The sequence below is a fragment of the Kocuria sp. CPCC 205263 genome (assembly GCF_040981075.1).
Lineage (GTDB): Bacteria > Actinomycetota > Actinomycetes > Actinomycetales > Micrococcaceae > Kocuria > Kocuria rosea.
The window spans coordinates 60,633-80,567 of sequence record NZ_JAVKPV010000013.1 but is presented as its reverse complement, the minus strand read 5'-3'; the positions used below and the strand labels follow the sequence as shown (position 1 = coordinate 80,567).

General features: G+C 73.2%; 20 protein-coding genes. 11 read left to right on the top strand and 9 right to left on the bottom strand.

Annotation, left to right across the window (positions count from 1 at the left end):
* The first annotated feature begins 164 nt into the window (after positions 1–164).
* The 6 genes from RF647_RS16630 (at position 165) to RF647_RS16605 (ending at position 4,860) form a co-directional block, all read left to right on the top strand.
* Complete coding sequence (locus RF647_RS16630; RefSeq protein WP_368812710.1) at positions 165–761, top strand: superoxide dismutase family protein; 597 nt, start codon at positions 165–167, stop codon at positions 759–761.
* Between the two features lie 119 nt (positions 762–880).
* Complete coding sequence (locus RF647_RS16625) at positions 881–1,693, top strand: alpha/beta fold hydrolase (RefSeq protein WP_368812709.1); 813 nt, start codon at positions 881–883, stop codon at positions 1,691–1,693.
* Positions 1,694–1,857: 164 nt separating this feature from the next.
* Positions 1,858–2,796: an SDR family oxidoreductase gene (locus RF647_RS16620; RefSeq protein WP_368812708.1), complete on the top strand. Its 939-nt coding sequence runs from the start codon at positions 1,858–1,860 to the stop codon at positions 2,794–2,796.
* Between the two features lie 134 nt (positions 2,797–2,930).
* The gene (locus RF647_RS16615; protein WP_368812707.1) at positions 2,931–3,725 is read left to right on the top strand and encodes a hypothetical protein; all 795 of its coding nucleotides are present in this window, start codon (positions 2,931–2,933) and stop codon (positions 3,723–3,725) included.
* The gene (locus RF647_RS16610) at positions 3,722–4,195 is read left to right on the top strand and encodes a phage holin family protein (RefSeq protein ID WP_368812706.1); all 474 of its coding nucleotides are present in this window, start codon (positions 3,722–3,724) and stop codon (positions 4,193–4,195) included. Before RF647_RS16615 ends, RF647_RS16610 begins: the two co-directional genes overlap by 4 nt.
* On the top strand, positions 4,192–4,860 hold the full coding sequence (locus RF647_RS16605; RefSeq protein WP_368812705.1) for a DUF3618 domain-containing protein: 669 nt from the start codon (positions 4,192–4,194) through the stop codon (positions 4,858–4,860). Before RF647_RS16610 ends, RF647_RS16605 begins: the two co-directional genes overlap by 4 nt.
* A gap of 100 nt (positions 4,861–4,960) precedes the next feature.
* Here RF647_RS16605 and RF647_RS16600 read toward each other — a convergent pair whose 3' ends face one another.
* Positions 4,961–5,800: a GDSL-type esterase/lipase family protein gene (locus RF647_RS16600; protein ID WP_368812704.1), complete on the bottom strand. Its 840-nt coding sequence runs from the start codon at positions 5,798–5,800 to the stop codon at positions 4,961–4,963.
* Between the two features lie 76 nt (positions 5,801–5,876).
* The gene (locus tag RF647_RS16595) at positions 5,877–6,896 is read right to left on the bottom strand and encodes an LLM class flavin-dependent oxidoreductase (RefSeq protein ID WP_368812703.1); all 1,020 of its coding nucleotides are present in this window, start codon (positions 6,894–6,896) and stop codon (positions 5,877–5,879) included.
* Between the two features lie 146 nt (positions 6,897–7,042).
* On the opposite strand from RF647_RS16595, the gene RF647_RS16590 reads away from it, so the two are divergent.
* The 4 genes from RF647_RS16590 to RF647_RS16575 all read left to right on the top strand — a co-directional run bounded on the left by RF647_RS16590 (position 7,043) and on the right by RF647_RS16575 (position 9,922).
* Entirely contained in the window at positions 7,043–7,738 is a 696-nt protein-coding gene (locus RF647_RS16590) for an alpha-ketoglutarate-dependent dioxygenase AlkB (RefSeq protein WP_368812702.1), read from the top strand.
* Positions 7,739–7,760: 22 nt separating this feature from the next.
* A complete protein-coding gene (locus tag RF647_RS16585; RefSeq protein WP_368812701.1) occupies positions 7,761–8,312 on the top strand; it encodes a flavin reductase family protein in 552 nt (183 codons plus the stop codon).
* A gap of 170 nt (positions 8,313–8,482) precedes the next feature.
* Positions 8,483–9,199: a flavin reductase gene (locus tag RF647_RS16580; protein ID WP_368812700.1), complete on the top strand. Its 717-nt coding sequence runs from the start codon at positions 8,483–8,485 to the stop codon at positions 9,197–9,199.
* 126 nt (positions 9,200–9,325) lie between these two features.
* Positions 9,326–9,922: a YceI family protein gene (locus RF647_RS16575; RefSeq protein WP_368812699.1), complete on the top strand. Its 597-nt coding sequence runs from the start codon at positions 9,326–9,328 to the stop codon at positions 9,920–9,922.
* Between the two features lie 100 nt (positions 9,923–10,022).
* Here the strand turns inward: RF647_RS16575 and RF647_RS16570 are convergent, their stop codons facing one another.
* The gene (locus tag RF647_RS16570; RefSeq protein WP_368812698.1) at positions 10,023–10,253 is read right to left on the bottom strand and encodes a hypothetical protein; all 231 of its coding nucleotides are present in this window, start codon (positions 10,251–10,253) and stop codon (positions 10,023–10,025) included.
* Positions 10,250–10,651: a cell division protein CrgA gene (locus tag RF647_RS16565; RefSeq protein WP_017834097.1), complete on the bottom strand. Its 402-nt coding sequence runs from the start codon at positions 10,649–10,651 to the stop codon at positions 10,250–10,252. Before RF647_RS16565 ends, RF647_RS16570 begins: the two co-directional genes overlap by 4 nt.
* Before the next feature lie 142 nt (positions 10,652–10,793).
* Here RF647_RS16565 and RF647_RS16560 point away from each other — a divergent pair, with 142 nt between their 5' ends.
* Positions 10,794–11,432, top strand: coding sequence for an aminodeoxychorismate/anthranilate synthase component II (locus RF647_RS16560; RefSeq protein ID WP_290467563.1), 639 nt, complete (start codon positions 10,794–10,796; stop codon positions 11,430–11,432).
* Positions 11,433–11,464: 32 nt separating this feature from the next.
* On the opposite strand, the gene pknB is transcribed toward RF647_RS16560, so the two are convergent.
* From pknB to RF647_RS16535, 5 genes are read right to left on the bottom strand one after another with little or no spacing between them, the layout of a single operon-like run.
* Positions 11,465–13,513 (bottom strand): Stk1 family PASTA domain-containing Ser/Thr kinase, encoded by a 2,049-nt coding sequence (gene pknB, locus RF647_RS16555; RefSeq protein WP_368812697.1) that lies wholly within the window; start codon positions 13,511–13,513, stop codon positions 11,465–11,467.
* Positions 13,514–13,516: 3 nt separating this feature from the next.
* On the bottom strand, positions 13,517–15,274 hold the full coding sequence (locus RF647_RS16550) for a protein kinase (protein WP_368812696.1): 1,758 nt from the start codon (positions 15,272–15,274) through the stop codon (positions 13,517–13,519).
* Positions 15,271–16,716 carry a peptidoglycan D,D-transpeptidase FtsI family protein gene (locus RF647_RS16545; protein ID WP_368812695.1) on the bottom strand — a complete coding sequence of 482 codons (1,446 nt, stop codon included), beginning with the start codon at positions 16,714–16,716 and terminating at the stop codon, positions 15,271–15,273. Before RF647_RS16545 ends, RF647_RS16550 begins: the two co-directional genes overlap by 4 nt.
* Positions 16,713–18,452: an FtsW/RodA/SpoVE family cell cycle protein gene (locus RF647_RS16540; RefSeq protein ID WP_368812694.1), complete on the bottom strand. Its 1,740-nt coding sequence runs from the start codon at positions 18,450–18,452 to the stop codon at positions 16,713–16,715. The genes RF647_RS16545 and RF647_RS16540 overlap by 4 nt, the downstream gene beginning before the upstream one ends.
* Positions 18,449–19,933 carry a protein phosphatase 2C domain-containing protein gene (locus RF647_RS16535; protein WP_368812693.1) on the bottom strand — a complete coding sequence of 495 codons (1,485 nt, stop codon included), beginning with the start codon at positions 19,931–19,933 and terminating at the stop codon, positions 18,449–18,451. Before RF647_RS16535 ends, RF647_RS16540 begins: the two co-directional genes overlap by 4 nt.
* Positions 19,934–19,935 lie beyond the last annotated feature (2 nt).

The following is a 19,935-nucleotide window of genomic DNA, read 5'->3' as shown; positions in this document are numbered from 1 at the left end:
GACACCGCCGGACCACACCACCAGGGTCGAGCCCCCGCACACCGTGCGGGGGCTCCCCGCATTTAACACCCCCCCGTCCTCGTTGTATCCCCTCCGACCACGGCTTATGGTCGAGGTCCAGGACCCGGTGACGACGAGGAGGAGCCGTGCGACGGAGCAGGCTGATGGCAGCAGTGATGGGAACGACCGCCCTGGTGCTCGCCGGTTGCGGCGGGGGCGGTGACGACAGCGCCGTGGTCGAGGAGACGTCGGCCGCCCCGGAGGCGGGCGCCGGCTCCCGCGCCGTCCTCCAGGACGCCGAGGGCACGGAGGTCGGCAGCGTCAGCTTCTCGGAGGTCGCCGCCGGCACGGAGGTCGTGGCCGAGGTGCAGGGGCTCGAGCCCGGCCTCTACGGACTGCACGTGCACGCGACCGGCCTCTGCGAGCCGGACAGCTCGGCCCCGGGGGACCCCGGCACCACGGGCGCGTTCCTCTCCGCGGGCGGCCACCTCGGGAACGAGGATGCCGACCACCCCGACCACCGGGGCGACCTCCCCGACCTCCTGGTGACGGAGGAGGGGACGGGCTTCCTCACGACGGTCACCGACCGCTTCGGCGTCCAGGACCTCGTGGCCGACGACGACGGCAGCGCCGTGATGGTCCACTCGGGCCCCGACAACCACGCCAACGTCCCGGAGCGCTACGCCCCCGACGGCCCCGACGAGGCCACGCTGGGCACGGGCGACGCCGGCTCGCGGCTGGCCTGCGGCGTCGTCGAATGACCGTGGTCCGTCCCGGCCGCGGGTGAGACCCGGCCCTGGGTGAGGCCTGACCCTGCGGCGGCGTCCTTCGCTACCCTGGGAGCGTTCCTGCCGTACGCCCGAGAGAGAGGTCTCCCACCATGCCCGACGTCAGTTCCGCCACCGCCCGGATCAACGGGGTCACCATGACCTACACGGATCGGGGGGAGGGGCCGGTGCTGCTCCTGCTGCACGGTCACGCCTACGACCGGAGCATGTGGGCCCGTCAGGTAGAGGTGTTCGCCGATCGCGGCTGGCGGGTGATCGCCCCCGACCTGCGCGGCTTCGGCGGGTCCGAGGTCACCGAGGGGATCGTCTACACCGAGGAGTTCGCGGACGACGTCGCCTTGCTGCTCGAGCACCTGGCCGTCGACCGGGCGGTGGTGGTCGGGTTCTCGATGTCCGGCCAGATCGCCATGGAGCTCCTCCACCGGCACCCCGGCCGCGTCAGGGCGCTGGTCGTCAACGACACCGTCCCCGAGGCGGAGGACGCCGCCGGCAGGCGGCGCCGCCACGTCGCCGCGGACGCCATGCTGACCGGCGGCATGGAGGCCTACGGCCGCAACGTCCTGGGCAAGATGGTCGCCGAGTCGACGGTGGAGACCCGCCCCGAGGTGGCGGCCGAGGTGCTGGCCATGCTCCAGCGTGCTCCCGCGAAGGGAGCCGCCGCGGCCATGCGCGGGCGCGCCGAGCGCCAGGACTTCACCGAGCTGCTCCGCGGCGCCCGGATCCCCGTGCTGGTCGTGGTGGGCGCGGACGACGCCTTCGACGGCGGCGCCGGCCGGCGGATGGCCGAGCTGGCCCCCGGCGCGGAGCTCGTCGTCGTCGACGGCGCCGGGCACACCCCCAACCTCGAGCAGCCGGCCGCGTTCGACGACGCCCTGGAGAACTTTTTGCGCCGTCTCGACGCCTGAGCGCGGTCACCCCGCGGCGGCACGCTCCTGCACCCCGTGCCCCTCGGCGGTCCCTCCGCCACGGGGGCGCGGGGTGTCCTGTTCTCCCACAGAGAAGCCGTTGTCCTCCCGACCGCATCATCAGTATGCTGTCCAGATCAGTGCACGACGAGAGGAAGTGGAGCATGGCCGAGACGAACAGCGGCAACCCGGACAACGCCGACCGCGAGACGGTGGACCAGCTCGCGTTCCAGAACCCCGTGACGCGATACCCCGTCCTGTCGCCCCCGACGCAGGACCAGCCCGAGCCGGGCCTGGACGTCGAGCTCGAGCCCAGGACCGACCGCGGGGAGCTCTCCTACCGGGGGACCGGCCGCTTGGAGGGGCGCAAGGCCCTGATCACCGGGGCGGACTCGGGCATCGGCGCGGCCGTCGCCATCGCGTTCGCCAAGGAGGGCGCCGACGTCGCCCTGAACTACCTCCCGGACGAGGAGCCCGACGCGCAGGTGGTCAAGGCCGCCATCGAGAAGGCCGGTCGCACGGCCGTCCTCCTCCCTGGGGACCTGACCGACAAGGACTTCTGCGCGACCCTGGTCGAGAACGCGGTGGCCGAGCTGGGCGGGCTCGACATCCTCGTCAACAACGCCGGCAAGCAGGTGGCGGTCGAGAGCCTCGAGGACCTGAGCGACGAGCAGCTGGTCGACACCTTCACCGTCAACATCGTGGCGATGTTCCGGATCACCAAGGCGGCGCTGCGGCACCTGCCCGCGGGGTCCTCCATCATCAACACGACGTCGATCCAGGCGTACCAGCCGTCGCCGGACCTCCTCGACTACGCGTCGACCAAGGCGGCGATCAACAACTTCACCAAGGGCCTCGGCCAGCAGCTGGCACCCAAGGGCATCCGCGTCAATGCCGTGGCGCCGGGGCCGTTCTGGACGCCTCTCCAGGTCTCGGACGGGCAGCCGAAGGACGCGCTGCCCGAGTTCGGGCAGTCGACGCCCCTCGGCAGGGCCGGCCAGCCCACGGAACTGGCCCCCGCCTACGTGTTCCTCGCCTCCTCCGAGTCGAGCTACGTCATCGGCGAGACCCTCAATGTCAACGGCGGCAGCCCGTCGCCCTGAGACCTGCCCCGCGGGGCAGCCGCGGCGAACGCCGCGCCCCTGGGGAAATGCTTGGCGAGTCCGGGTCCACGACATAGTCTGGGATCAGCTCGCATGCTCAGCGAACTTATCAAGTGCTGTAGAAAGGCGGAATCATGACTACGAATCCCTATGATCGTTCGGCGAGCCACGCGGCCGACACCAACACCAACTCCAAGAAGGACGTCGCCGCGGAGAAGGGCAAGGCTGAGGCGAGCCAGCTGAAGAACGAGGCGGCCGAGTCCGGTCAGCGCGTCAAAGAGACCGCCAAGGACCAGGCCGTGGCGGTCAAGGACGAGGCGGTCCACCAGGCGCAGGACCTGCTCGGCCAGCTCCGGAGCGGGATCAAGGAGCAGGTGGGTCCGCAGCAGGAACGCATCGCCACCGCCGTGCGCTCCGTCAGCGACGAGATCAACGCCTTGTCCCGCGGTGAGAAGCCCGAGACGGACTTCGTGGCGGGTCTGCTCGGCAACGTCTCCGGGCGCGTCGACTCCGTGGCCTCCTCCTTGGAGAACAAGGACGCCAAGGACCTCCTGGCGGATGTCCGCCGGTTCGCGGCCCGTCGTCCCGGGACCTTCCTGGCCGTGGCCGCCGGCGTCGGGCTCCTCGCCGGCCGTGCCACCCGCGGTGTCAAGGACAGCGACGAGATCGCGAGCGACCGTCAGGGCGCCAAGGAGTTCTTCGGCGTCTCCGGCCAGCAGGGCCAGGGCGCGCCGGCCGGGACGGGCGTCGCCACGGGCGCCGTCTACGACCAGGGCTACGACCGCAACCTCACGGCGACCGAGACCTCGGGCTACACCCCGGCCGACCCCTACGCCTACCGCTCCGACGAGCAGGGCGAGGCGGCCCGCACCTACACCGATCGCGTGCCCGGCACCGTCTACCCGGACCAGGAGGGCGACCGTCGATGAGTCACCCCATTCCCCCCTCGGATGCCGAGGACAGGGCGGAGCACGAGTCGCTCGGTGAGATGTTCAAATCGCTGAGCACGAACCTCTCCACCCTCATCCAGCAGGAGATCGCCCTCGCCAAGGCCGAGACGACCCAGGTGGTGCAGGAGGCCAAGGAGTCCGCCAAGAACACGGGCAAGGGTGCCGGCATGCTCGCCGGCGCCGGCGTGGCCGGTCACTTCGTCCTGCTCTTCCTGTCCCTCGCGCTCATGTGGGGGCTCAGCAACCTCGTGGGCCTGGCCTGGTCCTCGGTCATCGTGGCCGTGCTCTGGGCCATCATCGCCGGCATCCTCGCCGCGATGGGCAAGAAGAACCTCAACGAGGGCAAGCGGGAGATGGCCGAGGCCACCCAGGACCCCTTGCCCCTGACCCGCGAGACGGTCACCGAGATCCCGGAGACCGTGAAGCCCTCCAAGAAGGAGAACCGATGAGCCAGCAGAACCCCGAACAGATCCGTGCCGACATCGAGGCGACCCGTGCTCGTCTCAATTCCGACGTCGATGCCGTGGCCGAGAAGGTGACGCCTGATCGCGTCGTCGAGCGGCAGAAGGACAAGATGCGTGGCAAGGTCCAGGACACGGTGCAGGGAGTGCGGGAGCGCGTCATGGGAGCGTCCGATGACGCCTCCGACCGTGGCCGCCACCTCAAGGAGGGCGCCCAGGACCGTGCGGGCGACCTGCGTGACAGCGTGCAGGACCGTGCCGGTGACCTCCGGGAGGGCGTGCAGAACGCCCCGGCCACGGCCAAGGCCAAGACACGCGGCAACCCGCTGGCCGCCGGTCTGATCGCCCTGGGCGCCGGCTGGCTCGTCGGCTCGCTGTTGCCCTCCACCCAGAAGGAGCAGGAGCTCGTCTCCGAGGCGGCGGACCGTGTCCAGCCCCACGCCCAGCACGCGGTCGAGTCCGCCAAGGGCATGGCGCAGGAGGTCGCCCAGGACCTCAAGGAGCCGGCGCAGGAAGCCGCGCAGTCCGTCAAGGAGACCGCGCAGTCGGGCGCCCAGGAGGTCAAGGAACAGGGCCAGGACGAGGCCCAGCAGCTGAAGTCCTCCGCCCAGGGCTCGGCACAGTCCGTCAAGGACGAGACGAAGAACGCCTGACCCGCGCCCGGCCCCACCCCGGCCGGGAGCCGGTGACGCACCGGATACGACGAAGCCCCCGGACCGACGGTCCGGGGGCTTCGTCGTGCCCGGCGAGCGGTCAGCGGGCCCGGGCGGCCTGCCCGAGGAGCCCCGGGAAGTAGCCGGAGAGGTAGCCGCGCTCGGTCGGGTGCAGGTTGTGGTCGCCGGCGTCGGGGCCGAAGAGGATCCACGGGTCCGCCGAGCCGACGCCGTGGCCGCGGAAGCGGTCGGTGACGTCCACGAACACGGCGTCCTCCTCCTCCACGCCCGCCGCGAGAGCCGCGTTGAGCTCGTCGGTCCAGTCGTTGAGCTGGGCGGCCCGCTCGGCGGAGATCAGCGGGCTGTCCGCGCGGTCGTCGAAGAGGTGCGGATAGCCCAGCACCACGATGCGCGCGTCCGACGCCGCGTCGATGGCCGCGACGGTCTCGGCCGCGGAGGCGGCGGCGGACGCGATGAGCGCGGGGGCCTCCTCGAGCTTGGCGTCGCACGGCGCCGGGCCGTAGGCGGCCTCGGCGGGGGCGCTGCACGCCTCGATGAACCCGCCCCACCCGATGTCGTTGCCCCCGAGAGTCAGTGTCGCCAGGTCGGCCGAGGCGAGGGCGTCGGCGACCGGCTCCGTGGAGACGAGCTTCCGCACCTCGTGCGTCTCGTAGCCGGCGCACGCCGCGTCCAGGGTCACCTCGATCCGGGGGTGCGAGTCCAGCTTGTCGACGTGGTCCCGTCCCGTGCCCTGGACGCAGCCGGGAACGCCCTCGACCGCCTGGAGCCCGCCCGTGCCGAAGGCCGCGGAGTAGGAGTCGCCGAGGTTGACGACCTCGATGGTGCGCGGGGCCGCGGCGGCGGGGGAGGCGGTCGCGCCCGAGAGGGCGAGCGCCGCGGCCAGGGCGGTGACGGTGCGTCGGGCGGTGACTGAGGACATGGCGGGGACCTTTCGGGGGGCGGTGGCGCCTCCCGGGGGCGGCGCCGTGACGGCGGACGCCGGTGACTCCCTGAATTTACAGTCGCGACGCGGCGGAGGGAAGGTCTGTCCCGGCGTCCTGACCCCAGGCCCCGGCCAGGAGCTCGAGGGAGCGCAGCACCTGCTCCTGGGTGGGGGACGCGGGGGCGATCATGAGCTCGTCGGCGTCCGCCGTGGCCGCGAAGTCCTCCAGGGCGGACCGGACCTCGTCGCCCGTGCCCGCGGCCGACCAGTGCAGCATGTGCAGGATCTGCTGCCCGGCGGGGCTGTCCATCACCATGTCCAGCTCGGCCTCGCTCAGCTCGCGGCCACGGCCCACCATGGCGCGCACCCGTTCGCGCCGGGCGGTCCCGAGCTGCTCGGCGGCGTCCTCGGCGGTGTCCGCGGCGATGACGTTGACGGCCGCGACGACGTACGGCTCCGCGAGCTGCTCGGAGGGGCGGAACCCGGCGCGGTAGGCGGCCACGGCGTCCACAAGCGCGTCGGGGGCGAAGTGGGAGGCGAAGGCGTAGGGCAGTCCGTAGGCGGCGGCGAGCTGGGCGCCGAACAGGGAGGAGCCCAGGATCGTGAGGGGCACGTCCGTCCCGGCGCCCGGCACGGCGCTGACCCCGGGGACGACCGAGCGGCCGCTGAGATAACCCTGCAGCTCGCGGACGTCCTGCGGGAACTGCTCGGCGGCGGAGGGGTCCCGGCGCATGGCCCGCACCGTCCGCAGGTCCGTGCCGGGGGCCCGGCCCAGACCCAGGTCGATCCGTCCGGGGTGCAGCTCGGCGAGCGTGCCGAACTGCTCCGCGATCACGAGGGGGGAGTGGTTGGGCAGCATGACGCCGCCCGCGCCCAGGCGGACGGTGGAGGTGTGCGCGGCGACGTGGGCGATCAGCACGGCCGGGGCCGAGGAGGCGATCGTGGGCATGTTGTGGTGCTCCGAGTACCAGACCCGCAGGTACCCCAGGCGCTCGGCGTGCTGGGCGAGGCGCACGGAGTCGGCGAAGCTCTCGCCCACGGACGCGCCCTTGCGGACGGTGGCGAAGTCGATGACGGACAGGGGCAGCGGCACGGCGGACCTTTCACGGTGATCGGGAGACCCTCCACGCTACTCCTCTCCGCCCGGGACCGCCGTGGCGGGGCGCACACCGGTGCCGCCGCCCGCGGTGCCGGTGCGCGCCGTGCGCGGTGTCGGCGGTCGCGGCTACGCTCGGCAGCATGATCGATCCCTCGACCCCGTTCCCGGCGCCCGAGCTGTTCGAGCTGCCCCGGGAGCGCGCGGAGATCGCCCCCGGCGCCGTCCACGTGCCGGGGTGGCTCGGGCCCGAGGAGCAGCGGGATCTGGTGCTCCGCTGCCGGGAGTGGGCCGTGGGTCCGGTGCCCATGCGGCACATGGTGCTCCCGGGCGGGGGCCGGATGTCGGTGCGCTCCACGACACTGGGCTGGGACTGGGCGCCCTACCGCTATCTGCGCACCGGGGAGCGCAAACGGGCACCGGACATGCCCCCGTGGCTGACCGAGCTGGGCCGCCGGGCCGCCCAGGAGGCCTACGGCCCGGGCAGCCCCGACGCGCAGGACTACCGGCCGGACACCGCCCTGGTGAACTTCTACGACGCCGACGCCCGGATGGGCATGCACCAGGACAGGGACGAGGCCTCCGCCGCGCCGATCGTCTCCCTCTCGCTCGGGGACACCTGCGTCTTCCGCTTCGGGAACACGCAGACCCGCTCGGCGCCGTACCGGGACGTGGAGCTGCGCAGCGGCGACCTCTTCGTCTTCGGCGGACCCTCCCGCTACGCGTTCCACGGGGTGCCGCGCATCCGCCCCGGCACGGGGGCGGCCGCGCTGGGCATGAAGGGCGGGCGGCTGAACCTGACCCTCCGGATGACGGGACGGTCCCGGCCGGAGCGCTGAGTCCCCGTGCCAGACTGGCGGGATGGAGCTCCCCGATCCCGCACCGGCCCACCTGATCGACCCGGCGGCGCCGGACGCCGAGGACGTCGGCGCCTACCGCGTGCTCGCCGCGGACATCGCCTCCGGCGTGGCGGTCGTGGCCGCCCGGCACCGCCGACGTGACGTCGCCGCGACCGTGACCGGGTTCCTCGACGTCTCCTACGACCCGCCCACCATGCTCGTGAGCCTCTTCGAGGAGGGCCGGATCTGCGACGCGGTGGAGTCCTCCGGCGCGTGGACGCTCTCCGTGCTGCGCCGGGACCAGGAGGGGATCGCCAACTGGCTCGCGAGCCCCGGCAATCCGGTCGAGGGCCTGCTGGACGGCGTGCCCTTCCGGCGCGCGCCGCGCTCGGGGGCGCCCGTCCTGGACGGGGCGCTCGCGTGGTTCGAGCTCTCCACAGTGGCCGTGCACACCGCCGCGACGCACCGGGTCGTCGTGGGCGAGGTGACCGCGATGGGCCGCGGGGTCGCGGAGGCACAGGCCGACGACCCGCTGGTGCACTACGCCCGCGGCTACCGGGGCCTGACCCGGTGACCCGGGGGCGCCGGACACGACGACGGCGCCCGTGCAAGACTGTGACGTCGGGTTTCTCCCGCCCCGTCAGCGGCGGAATCGATTGACTCCCGCTCCGGTTCCGGACGTAGCGTGGACAGGTGGGGCCGCCCGGCGGCACCGTTCCCACGGCTCTCCACGGAAGGACACTCATGGCGGCCCAGCACCACGAACGCCGGCCTCGTCGGGGGCACGACGACGACGCGCCCGCCGGCGGCGCACCGGAGCAGAGTCCTGCGCGGACGCCCGAGCGGGCGGCGGAGGAGCCGCGGCTGAGCGCGGTCCCGCCGCCCGGCCCCCCGGCCGAGCGCGCGGCCGCGTCCGTCGCCGACCTCGAGGTCCCGGCCGACCACCTCCAGGACCTCGAGCACGTGGGCGAGGCGTTCAAGGCGGCCTTCGCCCACCACCCCGCGGGGGTCGCGATCATCACCGCGCGGGGCCCCGAGGGGCCGGTGGGCCTGACGGCGTCCTCGGTGTCCTCCGTGTCGGCCGTGCCGCCGATCCTCGGCTTCTCCCTGCAGGCCCGTCAGGGCTCGGCCGCGCTGCTGGCCGAGGCCGACTCCTTCCTGGTGCACCTGCTGGACGCCGAGAACCTCGACCTCGCCCGGTCCTTCGCCGTCTCCGGGGCGCCGCGCTTCGGGGCGGACATGCCCTGGGAGTACCTGGAGACGGGGGAGCCCCGGCTGCTGAACGTCGCCCGGGTCCTGCGCGCGGTCCCGCTGGCCCGGATCAAGGCCGGGCCCGCCCTCGTGTTCAACGCCGCCGTGGTCGACGTCCTCGGCCACGAGGGCACGGGCGTTCCCCTCGTCTACCACCGCCGCCGGTTCCACGAGCTCAACGACCGCTCCGCTCTGGACCCCGAGGCCTGAGCGCCCGGAGGCGGGCACCGGGGTCCCCGAAGATTCTCGAACCTCGTTGTTGACACATCACCAAGGTGCTCCTAGAGTAGTTGACGAAGCAAGAACCTGCTCGTCGCCAAGCCCAAGGAGAACACCATGTCCCAGCTCAACGGTCTCGTCCCCGGTTCCTGGACCTTCGACCCCGCCCACTCCGAGGTCGGCTTCACCGTCCGCCACGCCGGCATCTCCAAGGTGCGCGGCACCTTCGGCGAGGTCGACGCGCAGCTCGAGGTCACCGACCCGGTCGAGGGCTCGACCCTGAACGCCACCGTCCAGATGGCGAGCATCGACACCAAGAACGCCGACCGCGACGCCCACGTGCGCAGCGCCGACTTCTTCGCGGTCGAGGAGCACCCCACGATGACCTTCACCTCGACCGCCGTGGCGTTCGACGGCGAGGAGGGCACGATCACCGGTGAGCTGACCATCAAGGACGTGACCCGCACCGTCGAGCTCGCCACCGACTTCAGCGGCGTGGTCGTCGACGCCTTCGGCGTGACCCGCGCCGGCTTCTCAGCCGAGACCACCATCTCCCGCAAGGACTTCGGCATCACCTGGAACGCCGCGATGGAGGCCGGCGGGGTCCTCGTCTCCGACAAGGTCGTCATCAGCCTCGACGTCGCGTTCACCGCGCCGCAGAACGACCCCGAGGAGACCGTCGAGGGCCAGGAGGCCGTCTCGGCCCAGGCCTGATCCACGACGGGCGCCCGCGCGCACGGAAGCGGCCCGCACCCCTGGCAGGGGTGCGGGCCGCTTCCGTGCGCGCCGTGACCGGTGCCGCGGGCCGGTGCGGCTAGCGGAGCTGCTGCACCAGGAACCAGATCGCGGGACCCGCGACCAGCACCAGCAGCGCCCACCGGCGCAGCCGCACCTCGAACGTGGCGGCGTTGAACCGCCGCCCGTCCTTCGGCCGGGACTCGGCGATCTCGTCCTCGAGCGGCTTGGGGGAGGGCTCCTGCGGGTCCTCGTGCGGGTCCTGGTGCAGGTCCTCGTGGCCGGGGCCGGCAGGGGGCACCGAGGTCACCGCCACTTCGTGGTCATGATCAGCCCCACCATCATCAGGGCCAGGCCCACCCCGATGTTCCACGTGCCGATCCCGGGCACGGGATAGGTGCCCTGGAAGAGGTAGTAGACGATGAGCCACAGCAGCCCGGCCACCAGCAGGCCCAGCATGATGGCCTTGTACCAGGTGGGCGTCGGGGCGTGGGTCTCCGGGGAGCCGTGCCGGGAGCGCTCGGTGAGCTCCTGCGCCACCGCGTTCGCGGCGGCCTCCGGGTCGAACGCGGTGGAGCCGCCGGGCAGCCCCTCCGCCGCCAGCCGCGCCAGCTCCGCGTCGACGGGCGGGGCGGCGGCCGGCGTCGACCGTCCGGAGCCGCCCGGACGGCGGGCCGGCTTCTTGCGGCGGTTCTTGGACTCGGGCACTGATCCTCCTGATCACCAAGCGGGCCGTCTTCACGGCGGGGGGTCCGGTGCACCAGTCTAGCCGCCCGGTGCGCGCCCTCCTGCGGACGCGTAAGCTGGACGGGCGCACGCACCGAGAGGCACCCCACTCCCAGGAGATCCTGTGACCGTCAAGATCCTTGTCGTGGACAACTACGACAGCTTCGTCTACACCCTCGTCGGCTACCTCGAGCAGCTCGGCGCGAAGACCACGGTCATCCGCAACGACGACCTCGACGAGACCGCCGCGTGCGCGCTCGCCGACGAGCACCAGGGCGTCCTTCTCTCGCCCGGCCCGGGCGCTCCCGCCGACGCCGGCGTGTGCACCGCCCTGATCCGCCACGCCGAGCGGACGGGGCAGCCGCTGCTCGGCGTCTGCCTCGGCCACCAGGCCCTCGCGGAGGCGTACGGGGGGACCGTCACCCACGCCGAGGAGCTCATGCACGGGAAGACCTCCCGGGTGGAGCACAACGGCACGAGCGTCTTCGGCGCCGTGCCCAGTCCGTTCACCGCGACCCGCTACCACTCGCTCGCCGTCGTGGACCAGTCCGTGCCCGACGTCCTCGAGGTCACCGCCCGCACCCCGAACGGGGTGATCATGGGGCTGCGCCACAAGAGCGCCCCGCTGCACGGGCTGCAGTTCCACCCGGAGTCCGTCCTCACCGAGGGCGGCTACCTCATGCTCGGCAACTGGCTCGAGCTCGTGGGACTCAAGGGCGCGGCGCGGGCGGCCGCGTCGCTCTCCCCGCTGATCACCGTCTGACCGCCGGCCCGCGCGGGTCCGCGGCGCGGACGTCAGTCGCGCCGGGGCCCGCGGTCCGCGCCCTGCTCGAGCGCCTCGCGGGCCCGGTCGGCCGCCTGCTCGGGGATCCCGCCCTGCTCGTCGGTGTCGCGCGCCTCGGGCTCGGGGGAGTCCTCCGGGGACGTCTCGGCGGAGTCGTCCGGGGTGCTGCTGGACTCGGATCCCTCCTCCTCCGGTGCGGCGGTCTCCTCGGGCTCATCCTCGTCCTCGGTCGCCTCCGGGGAGGGGGACGGGGTGGGCGAGGGGGTCGGCTCCGGAGTGGGCTCGGGCTCCGGGGCGACCGCCACGGTGAGCGTGATCGTCGAGCCCTGCGGCGCGGACTGTCCGGCGTCGACGCTCTGGTCCACGACCTGCCCGGCGGGCACTCCGGCACGGGGGGTGGTGACGACCTCGGACGAGAGGCGGACCGCGTCCGCGCCGAGGGCCGCGACCGCCTCCTGCCGGCTCAGGCCCACGAGCTGCGGCACGGTCACCCGCCCCGTGGACAGCACGAGCTGCACCTCCGAGCCGCTCGGGACGGTGGTCCCGCCGGCCGGGTCGGTGACGACCAGCATCCCCTGGGGCACCCACGGGCTGTTCGCCGTGCGGGACGCCCCGGCCTCGAGTCCGGCGGCCTCCAGGGCGTCCCGCGCGTCCTCCTCGGACCGGCCCGCGAGGTCGTCGGGGACCTCCACCTCGGCGGGTCCCCGCGAAACCGCGAGGACCACGGTGGAGCCCTCCTCGACCTGCGTGTCGGCCGTGGGGTCGGTGCCCACGGCGTCGCCCTCGGGCACCTCGTCGTCGAAGACCTCTTCGCGCTGCGGCACGAGCTCCGCGTTGCGCAGCGCCGTCTCGGCCACCGCCGCGTCCATCCCCGCCACGTAGGGGACGGCGACGAGCGCGGGTCCGCCGCGCTGGTCCTGGACCCACTGGAGGGTCACGACCCCGAGGACGGCGAGGACGGCGAGGGCGAGCAGGCCGATCAGCGCCGCGCGCAGCGGTCGCCGTCGGCGGTCCCGCGCAGGGGTCGAGCCGCTCCCGGGGTCGTCCTCCGGCACCGGCGCCGCGGCGACCGCCGTGCCCGCCGCCGTCGGCGGAGCGGCCGCCCCGGCGGGCACGGGGACGGGCACGGGCGGGAGGGTCTTCGTGTCCTCGTCCCGCTGCCGCACCGCGTGCAGGGGCTGGGTGGCGTCCAGGTCCCCCGGCACCGCGGGGCGCAGCTCGCGCAGCGCCCGGCGCATCTGCCCGGCGTCCTGGAAGCGGGCGGAGCGGTCCTTGGCGAGGGCCTTCGCCAGGAAGTCGTCGACGCGCCCTCCGAGCCGGGGGTCCAGCTCGGAGGGCGCGGGGGGATGGTCCCGGACGTGCTGGGCGGCGATGTCCACCGAGGACCCGCCCACGAACGGCGCCCGGCCCGTGAGCATCTCGAAGAGCACGCACGCGGCGGAGTAGAGGTCGGAGCGGGCGTCCACGGACTCGCCCCGGGCCTGCTCCGGGGACAGGTACTGCGCGGTGCCGAGGACGGCCTGGGCCTGGGTCAGGGCCGGCGAGGTGTCCTCCACGGCGCGGGCGATGCCGAAGTCCATGACCTTGATCTGCCGCTCCGGGGTCACGATCACGTTGGCGGGCTTGATGTCCCGGTGGACGATGCCGGCCCGGTGGCTGTACTCCAGGGCGTCGAGGATGCCCAGGGTGATGTCCACGGCCTCCTGGGGCGTCACGGCGTTCTCGTGGATCAGCTCCCGCAGGGTCCGGCCGGGCACGTACTCCATCACGATGAACGGCCGGTCCACGCCCTCGTCGGTCGTCGCGAGGATCTCGCCCGTGTCGTAGACCGAGACGATGGAGTGGTGGTTCAAGGCGGCCACGGACTGGGCCTCGCGCTTGAACCGCTCGTGGAAGGTGCCGTCCCGGGCCAGTTCGGGGCGCAGCACCTTGATGGCCACCCGCCGGCCCAGCCGCAGGTCCCGCCCCAGGTGGACGGTGGCCATCCCGCCGCGGCCGATGGTCTCGCCCACCTCGTAGCGGTCGTTGATGAGGGAGGGGACGGGGTTCCGGCCCGGCACGGGTCAGCCCTCCTGGCCGGGCCCGGTCGGTGTCGCGGTGGGCGAGGGCGATCCGGTGGTGGGGGCGGTGGTGGGGGCGGTGGTGGTCTCGGGCGCCGCGGCGACCCACATCTCGATGGTGTCGCCGGGGCGGACGGTGGACCCGCCCAGGGGCTGGGTGCGCAGCACGGTCCCGGGCTCGGCGTCCTCGGTGATCTCGTCGTAGCGGATGATGTTCACGCCCAGGAGCCGGATCTCGTCGATCAGCGGGTCGGCCGGGCGCCCGACCATCCCGGAGGGCAGCTCCACGGTGTCCGGGCCGGTCGAGTAGACCACCGTGATGGTGGTGCTCCGCGCCACCTGGCCCACGGGGTTCAGGGACAGGACGGTGTTCTGCTCTTCGTCCGCGGTGCGGCCCTCCCGCTCCACGGGGAAGCCCAGGTCGGAGAGCTCCTGCACCACCTCGTCCACCGGCCGGCCCTCGTAGCGGGCGGCGAGGACCTCCACGGTGTCCGCGCCGGGCTGCTCCGCCGCCGGTGGCGTCGGCTCACCGGGGACCGTGGAGGTCGAGACGGTGCCCGTGGGGGAGGGCTCCAGGCTCACGGGCGCCGGCTCGCGCAGCAGGAAGAACCACAGCAGCCCCGCCACGAGGAGCAGCACCAGGAGCGCCGGCAGCAGCCAGGCCCACACCGAGCGGCGCTCCCGGCGCTCCTCGGGACGGGCCGGACCGGTGCCGGGGTCCTCCCCGGAGTCCTCCGGGCCGTCGACGGCGTCCAGCTCGGCGGTGATGGGTCGTGGTCCTCCGGCGGCGGCGGCCCCGGTCGCCGCGGCGGCCGCGGTGCGGTCCCGGTCCAGCACCTGCGTCGGCTCGTCGCGCACCGGTTCGAACGCCTGGGTGGCGTCGTCGTCGGGCAGGTCGAGGAAGGGGCGCATCCCGGGGACGGCCGCGACCGCCGCGTCCTCGTCCCCACGGCGGATGGCGTCCACGGCGGTGGCCAGGGCGCCGGCCGTGGCCGGGCGGTCCTTGGGGTCCTTCGACAGCATCGACATCAGCAGCGCCCGCACGGTCTCGGGCACGCTGTCCTTCAGCGGCGGCGGCGGGTCGTTGACCTGCGCGAGGGCGATCGCGATCTGCGACTCCCCGGTGAACGGGCGGCGCCCGGCCAGGCACTCGTAGCCGATGATGCCCAGCGAGTAGATGTCCGAGGACCCCGTGGCGGTCTGACCCGTGGCCTGCTCGGGCGCGAGGTACTGGGCGGTGCCCATGACCTGCCCGGTGGCCGTGAGGGGCACCTGGTCCGCGAGACGGGCGATGCCGAAGTCGGTGACCTTCACCCGGTTGTCCGGGGTGATGATGAGGTTGCCGGGCTTCACGTCGCGGTGCACCAGGCCCTGGGCGTGCGCGGCCGCCAGCGCGCGTGCGGTCTGCCCGATGTAGTTGAGCACGGTGTCCGGGGCGAGCGTCTTCTGCCGCTCGATGATGTTGGACAGCGGCTCGCCCGGGACCAGCTCCATCACGAGGAAGGCGGAGCCCTCCTCCTCGCCGTAGTCGAAGACGTTGGCCACCCCGGGGTGGTTCAGGAGCGCGGTGTGCCGGGCCTCGGCGCGGAAGCGCTGCAGGAAGTTCGGGTCCCCGTTGTACTCCTCCTTGAGGATCTTCACGGCCACGATCCGGCCCAGGACCCGGTCCTTGGCCTTCCACACCTCACCCATGCCGCCGATCGCGATCCGATCGGTCAGTGCGTAGCGCCCGCCCAGGACGGTGCTCGACGATGGTCTCACTTGTTCAACACCGCCTCGAAGAGTCGCTTGGCACCGGGACTGGTCAGGGAGGCGCCCGTCGCCACGTCCACGTCCTCGAAGACGACGGCGAGGGCCACCTGGGGGTCGTCGGCCGGCGCGAAGCCCGTGAACCAGGAGTCGTTGAGGCCTTCGTCCGAGCCGATCTCGGCGGTGCCCGTCTTCCCGGCCACCTCGACCCCCGGGACGGCCGCGCCGCGGGCGATGCCGTCCTCGACGACCTGCACCATCAGGTCCGAGACGGTCCCGGCGACGTCCGCGCTCGTGGAACGGCGCAGCTGCTCCGGGTTGAGCTCCTCGATCACGGACAGGTCGGCGGAACGCACGGTGCGCACGAGCTGGGGCTTCATCTGCACGCCGTTGTTGGCGATCGTGGCGCTCATCATGGCCACCTGCAGGGGCGTGGTGCGCACGTCGTACTGGCCGATCGAGGACAGCGCGAGCTGTGCCTCGTTGAGCTCCTCGGGGAACACCGACGGGGTCACCTTGAGCGGCACCGAGAGGGGCTCCCCGTAGCCGAAGTTCCGGGCGGTCTCCCGGATCGCGTCCTCCCCGAGGTCCAGGGCGATCGAGGCGAACGGCGTGTTGCAGGACTGCTCGAGCGCGAACTCCAGGTCCGCCTCCGCACGGGCGGTGCAGCCGCCGCCCACGTAGTTGGGCAGGGTCACGTCGGTGGCGGGCAGGGGCAGCTCCTGGGGGTTCGGGATCAGGGTCTCCGTGGTGTAGTCCCCGGACTCGAGGGCGGCCACGGTGTCGATGATCTTGAACGTCGAGGCGGGGGCGTAGAGGTCACCGGCGACGGCCCGGTTGACGAGGGGCGCGTCGGGATCCGCGTTGAGCCGTTCCGCGGCGGCGATCACGGAGCCCGAGTCGTGCGAGGCCAGCTCGTTGGGGTCGTAGCCCGGGGTGGAGACCATGGCGAGGATCGCGCCCGTCTCCGGGTCGAGGGCCACGATCGAGCCCTTCCGGCCCTCGAGCACCTCGGCCGCGGTCTGCTGCAGCACCGGGTCGATGGTGAGCTCGACCGACGCGCCCGTGGGCTGGTTCCCGGAGAACATGGAGACCACGCGGTCGTAGAACTGTTCGTCGGAGGCGCCGGAGAGCTCCTCGCCGAGGGCCGCCTCGAGCCCGGTGGCGCCGTAGACGAGGGAGAAGTAGCCCGTGAGGTGCCCGTACGTCAGCGGGTCCGCGTAGACGCGCTGGTACTCGAAGTCGTCCTCCGAGGGCACGGAGGACGCCTTCGGGTCGCCGTCCACGAGGATCGCCCCGCGGTCCGCGCCGAACTGGTCGTAGAGGCTGCGGTTGTTCCACGGGTGCGCCTCGAGGCCGCGCGCCGCGACGAACTGCACGTAGGTCAGCGCGAGGAGCAGCACGGTGAAGATCGCCACGCCGGCCACCCAGGTGTGTCGGATCGCCCGGTTCACGATGCTCCTCCGTTCTCGGTGCTCCGGGACCCGCCGGGGCCCCTGCGGTCCTTGTCGGTGAGGCGGGACATCGCCTCGGTGGGGGTGCCGCCGTGGTGGTCCGCGTCCTCGGCGTCCCGGTGCCCGTCGAGGCCCGCGGCGGCGATCGGCTCGGTGGCGGCGGTGTCGGCGGTGTCGGCCCCGGTGCCCCGCCGTCCGGCGGCGCGGTCCTCCCCGTCCGCCTGCCCCGCGTCCTGTTCGGGCCCGTCCGAATCCGTCCCGGGGCGGCGGTCCCGGCGGCGTCCCGGGCGCTCGGCGCGCTCCTGCTCGTCGCGCCGCGCCGCCTCGCGCAGCGCGGCCTCGTGGGCGGCGATCTCGGCGAGGTCGGCCTCGGTGGCCGGACCGGTGACCACGGGTCGGCGCGCCGTGTGGGAGATCGCCAGGATGATCGCCGCGATGATCCAGTTGGACAGCAGCGAGGAGCCGCCCGCGGACATGAACGGGGTGGTCAGCCCGGTTAGGGGGATGAGCCGGGTGACCCCGCCCACCACCACGAACAGCTGCAGCACGATGACCGCGGACAGCCCCGCCGCCAGCAGCTTGCCGAAGGAGTCACGGGTGCCCAGGGCGGCCCGGAAGCCCCGGGTGACGAACAGGAAGAACAGCACGAGCACGGCGCTCAGGCCGATGAGCCCCAGCTCCTCGCCGAACGCGGTCATGATCATGTCCGAGTTGGCGTAGGAGACGAGGTCAGGCCGGCCCTGGCCGAGCCCCTGCCCGAAGAGCCCGCCGGAGGAGAGCCCGAACAGGCCCTGGACGATCTGCCCAGAGCCGCCCGGGGCCCGGTTGTACACCTCCGGGTCGAACGCGTTGAGCCAGGAGTCCAGGCGCGCCGCCACGTGGCCGAAGGTCTGGCTCGCGAAGAACCCTCCGACGGCCACGAGCAGCAGCCCGATGACGATCCAGCTGAGCCGGCTGGTGGCGAGGTAGATCATGGCCAGGAAGAGGCCGAAGAACAGGATCGCGGAGCCGAGGTCCCGCTGGAACACCAGCACGCCGATCGCGATGATCCACGCCGCGAACATCGGCGCCATGTCCCGGAACCGCGGCAGGCGCACGGGGCCGATCTTCTTGCCGGCCAGCAGGATGAGGTCCCGGTTGGTCGAGAGGTAGCCGGCGAAGAAGACGGCCAGGGTGATTTTGGCGACCTCCCCGGGCTGGAAGGTGCGCCCGCCCACGGAGATCCAGATCCGGGCGCCGTTGAGCTCCAGGCCGAGACCGGGCAGGAGGGGAAGGAGCAGCAGCAGCCCGCTGAGCACCAGGCAGATGTAGGTGATCCGCCGCAGCACCCGGTGGTCTTTGAGGAACCACAGCACCAGGCAGGCGGCGGTCATGGCGAAGGCCGTCCACACCACCTGGGAGCCGGCGGCCGTCTGGTCCGTGGTGAGGTCGATCCGGTGGATCATGGCGATGCCCAGGCCGTTGAGGGCCACCACGATCGGCAGGACGTAGGGGTCCGCGTACTTGGCCCGCAGCCGCAGCACCACGTGCAGGACCAGCGCGCCGATGCCCAGGACCAGCCCGGAGACGAGGAGGTGCGGGTCCCCCGAGCCCAGCTGGTCGGGGTCCACGAGGACGTTCGCGCCCACGCCGATGCCCACGGCGAGCACGAGCAGGAGCAGCTCGGTGAGCCGCCGCGGCTTCTGGCGGGGCTCGACCTGCTCCTCCCGGGGGGAGGTCGCGGCGGGGGCGCTCATCCGTCACCACCGGGAGAGGCCGCGGGCGAGGGGGTGGGGGAGGAGGTGGCCCGCTGGACGGTGCCCGTCGGGCGCGGCTCCGGGCCGGGACTCTCCTCGGGCACGGACTCGCGCAGCTCGCGCACGATCCGCTCCGCCTCCTCGAGGCTGCTGGCGGGGATGGCGTTGCGGACCCGTTCCTGGGCGAAGCCGGGGAGGTCCTCGACCCGCAGGTCCGTGGCGCGCTCGAGGTCGCTGAGGCTCACGGGCCCCAGCGACTGGGAGACGCCGTTGTAGATCGCCACGTTTCCCTGCTGCTCGCCGACGTAGTACTGGGAGCTGATCCAGCCGCTCGTCAGCCAGCCCCCGGCCACGAGCAGCAGCCCTGCCGTGGCCAGCGCGAGCACGGCCACGGCGCGCCGGTGGCGGCGCCGGCGCGGGGACGGGGCGGTGGCGTCGGCCCGGTGCAGCGCCGACTCGACGTCCCGCGGATCGGCCAGCGTGTCCGGGGCGGAGGTCTGCAGGAGGGTCGCGCGGCGCTCCAGGACGCTGTCGCTCACGGTGGGGATGCGCCCGGTCTGGGTGGCGTTGGCGGCGGCGCCCACCAGCAGGTGGGGGCGCGCGGCGAGGTCGCGGCGCAGCGCGGCCGCCGAGGACTCGGCCTCGGCGGTCCCCTGCGTCCCGGCGTCCCCGGTGATCTCGTCCGAGGTGCGGGCGAACTCCGGGTCCGGGACGGCGCCGCGGGCCTCGCCGGCCTGCGGCACGGGGGCGGTGTCGTCGGTCTCGAAGACCTGGACGACCACCACGGTCACGTTGTCGGGGGCCCCGCGGTCCAGGGTCAGCTCCACGAGCGTGTCCACGATCTGGTTGAGGTCGTCGGTGGAGCCCAGCACCGAGTGGATGGTCTCCGGGCGGACCACGGCGTTGAGCCCGTCGGAGCACAGCAGCCAGCGCTCGCCGCGCTCCGGGCGGAGGGTCTCCACGTCGATCTCGGGGGAGGCGTCGACGTCCCCGAGCACGCGCATGAGGACGTTCTTGTGCGGGTGGGACTCGGCCTCGTCCGGGCGCAGCCGACCCTCGTCGATGAGCCGCTGGACGAAGGTGTGGTCCTTGGTGACCTGGCGGAACTCGTCGCCCCGGAGCCGGTACGCGCGGGAGTCCCCGATGTGGGCCACGACGAGCTCGTCCTGGTCCGCGAGCAGGGCCGTGACGGTGGTGCCCATGCCGCCCAGGCGGGCGTTGCCCAGGACCAGCTTGGCGAGGTTCTGGTTGGCGTTCTGGATCTCGTCCGTGAGCACGGTGGCGCCGTCGCCGTGGTGGTCCGGGCGGTCGAGGCTCGTGAGGTCCATGACCGCGGAGGCCGAGGCGACGTCCCCGCCCACGTGCCCGCCCATGCCGTCGGCCACCACGGCGAGGTGGCGGCCCGCGTAGGCGGAGTCGTCGTTCTTCGAGCGGACCCGGCCCACGTCGGAGCGCGCGGCGTAGCGGAAGGCGATCGCCATGC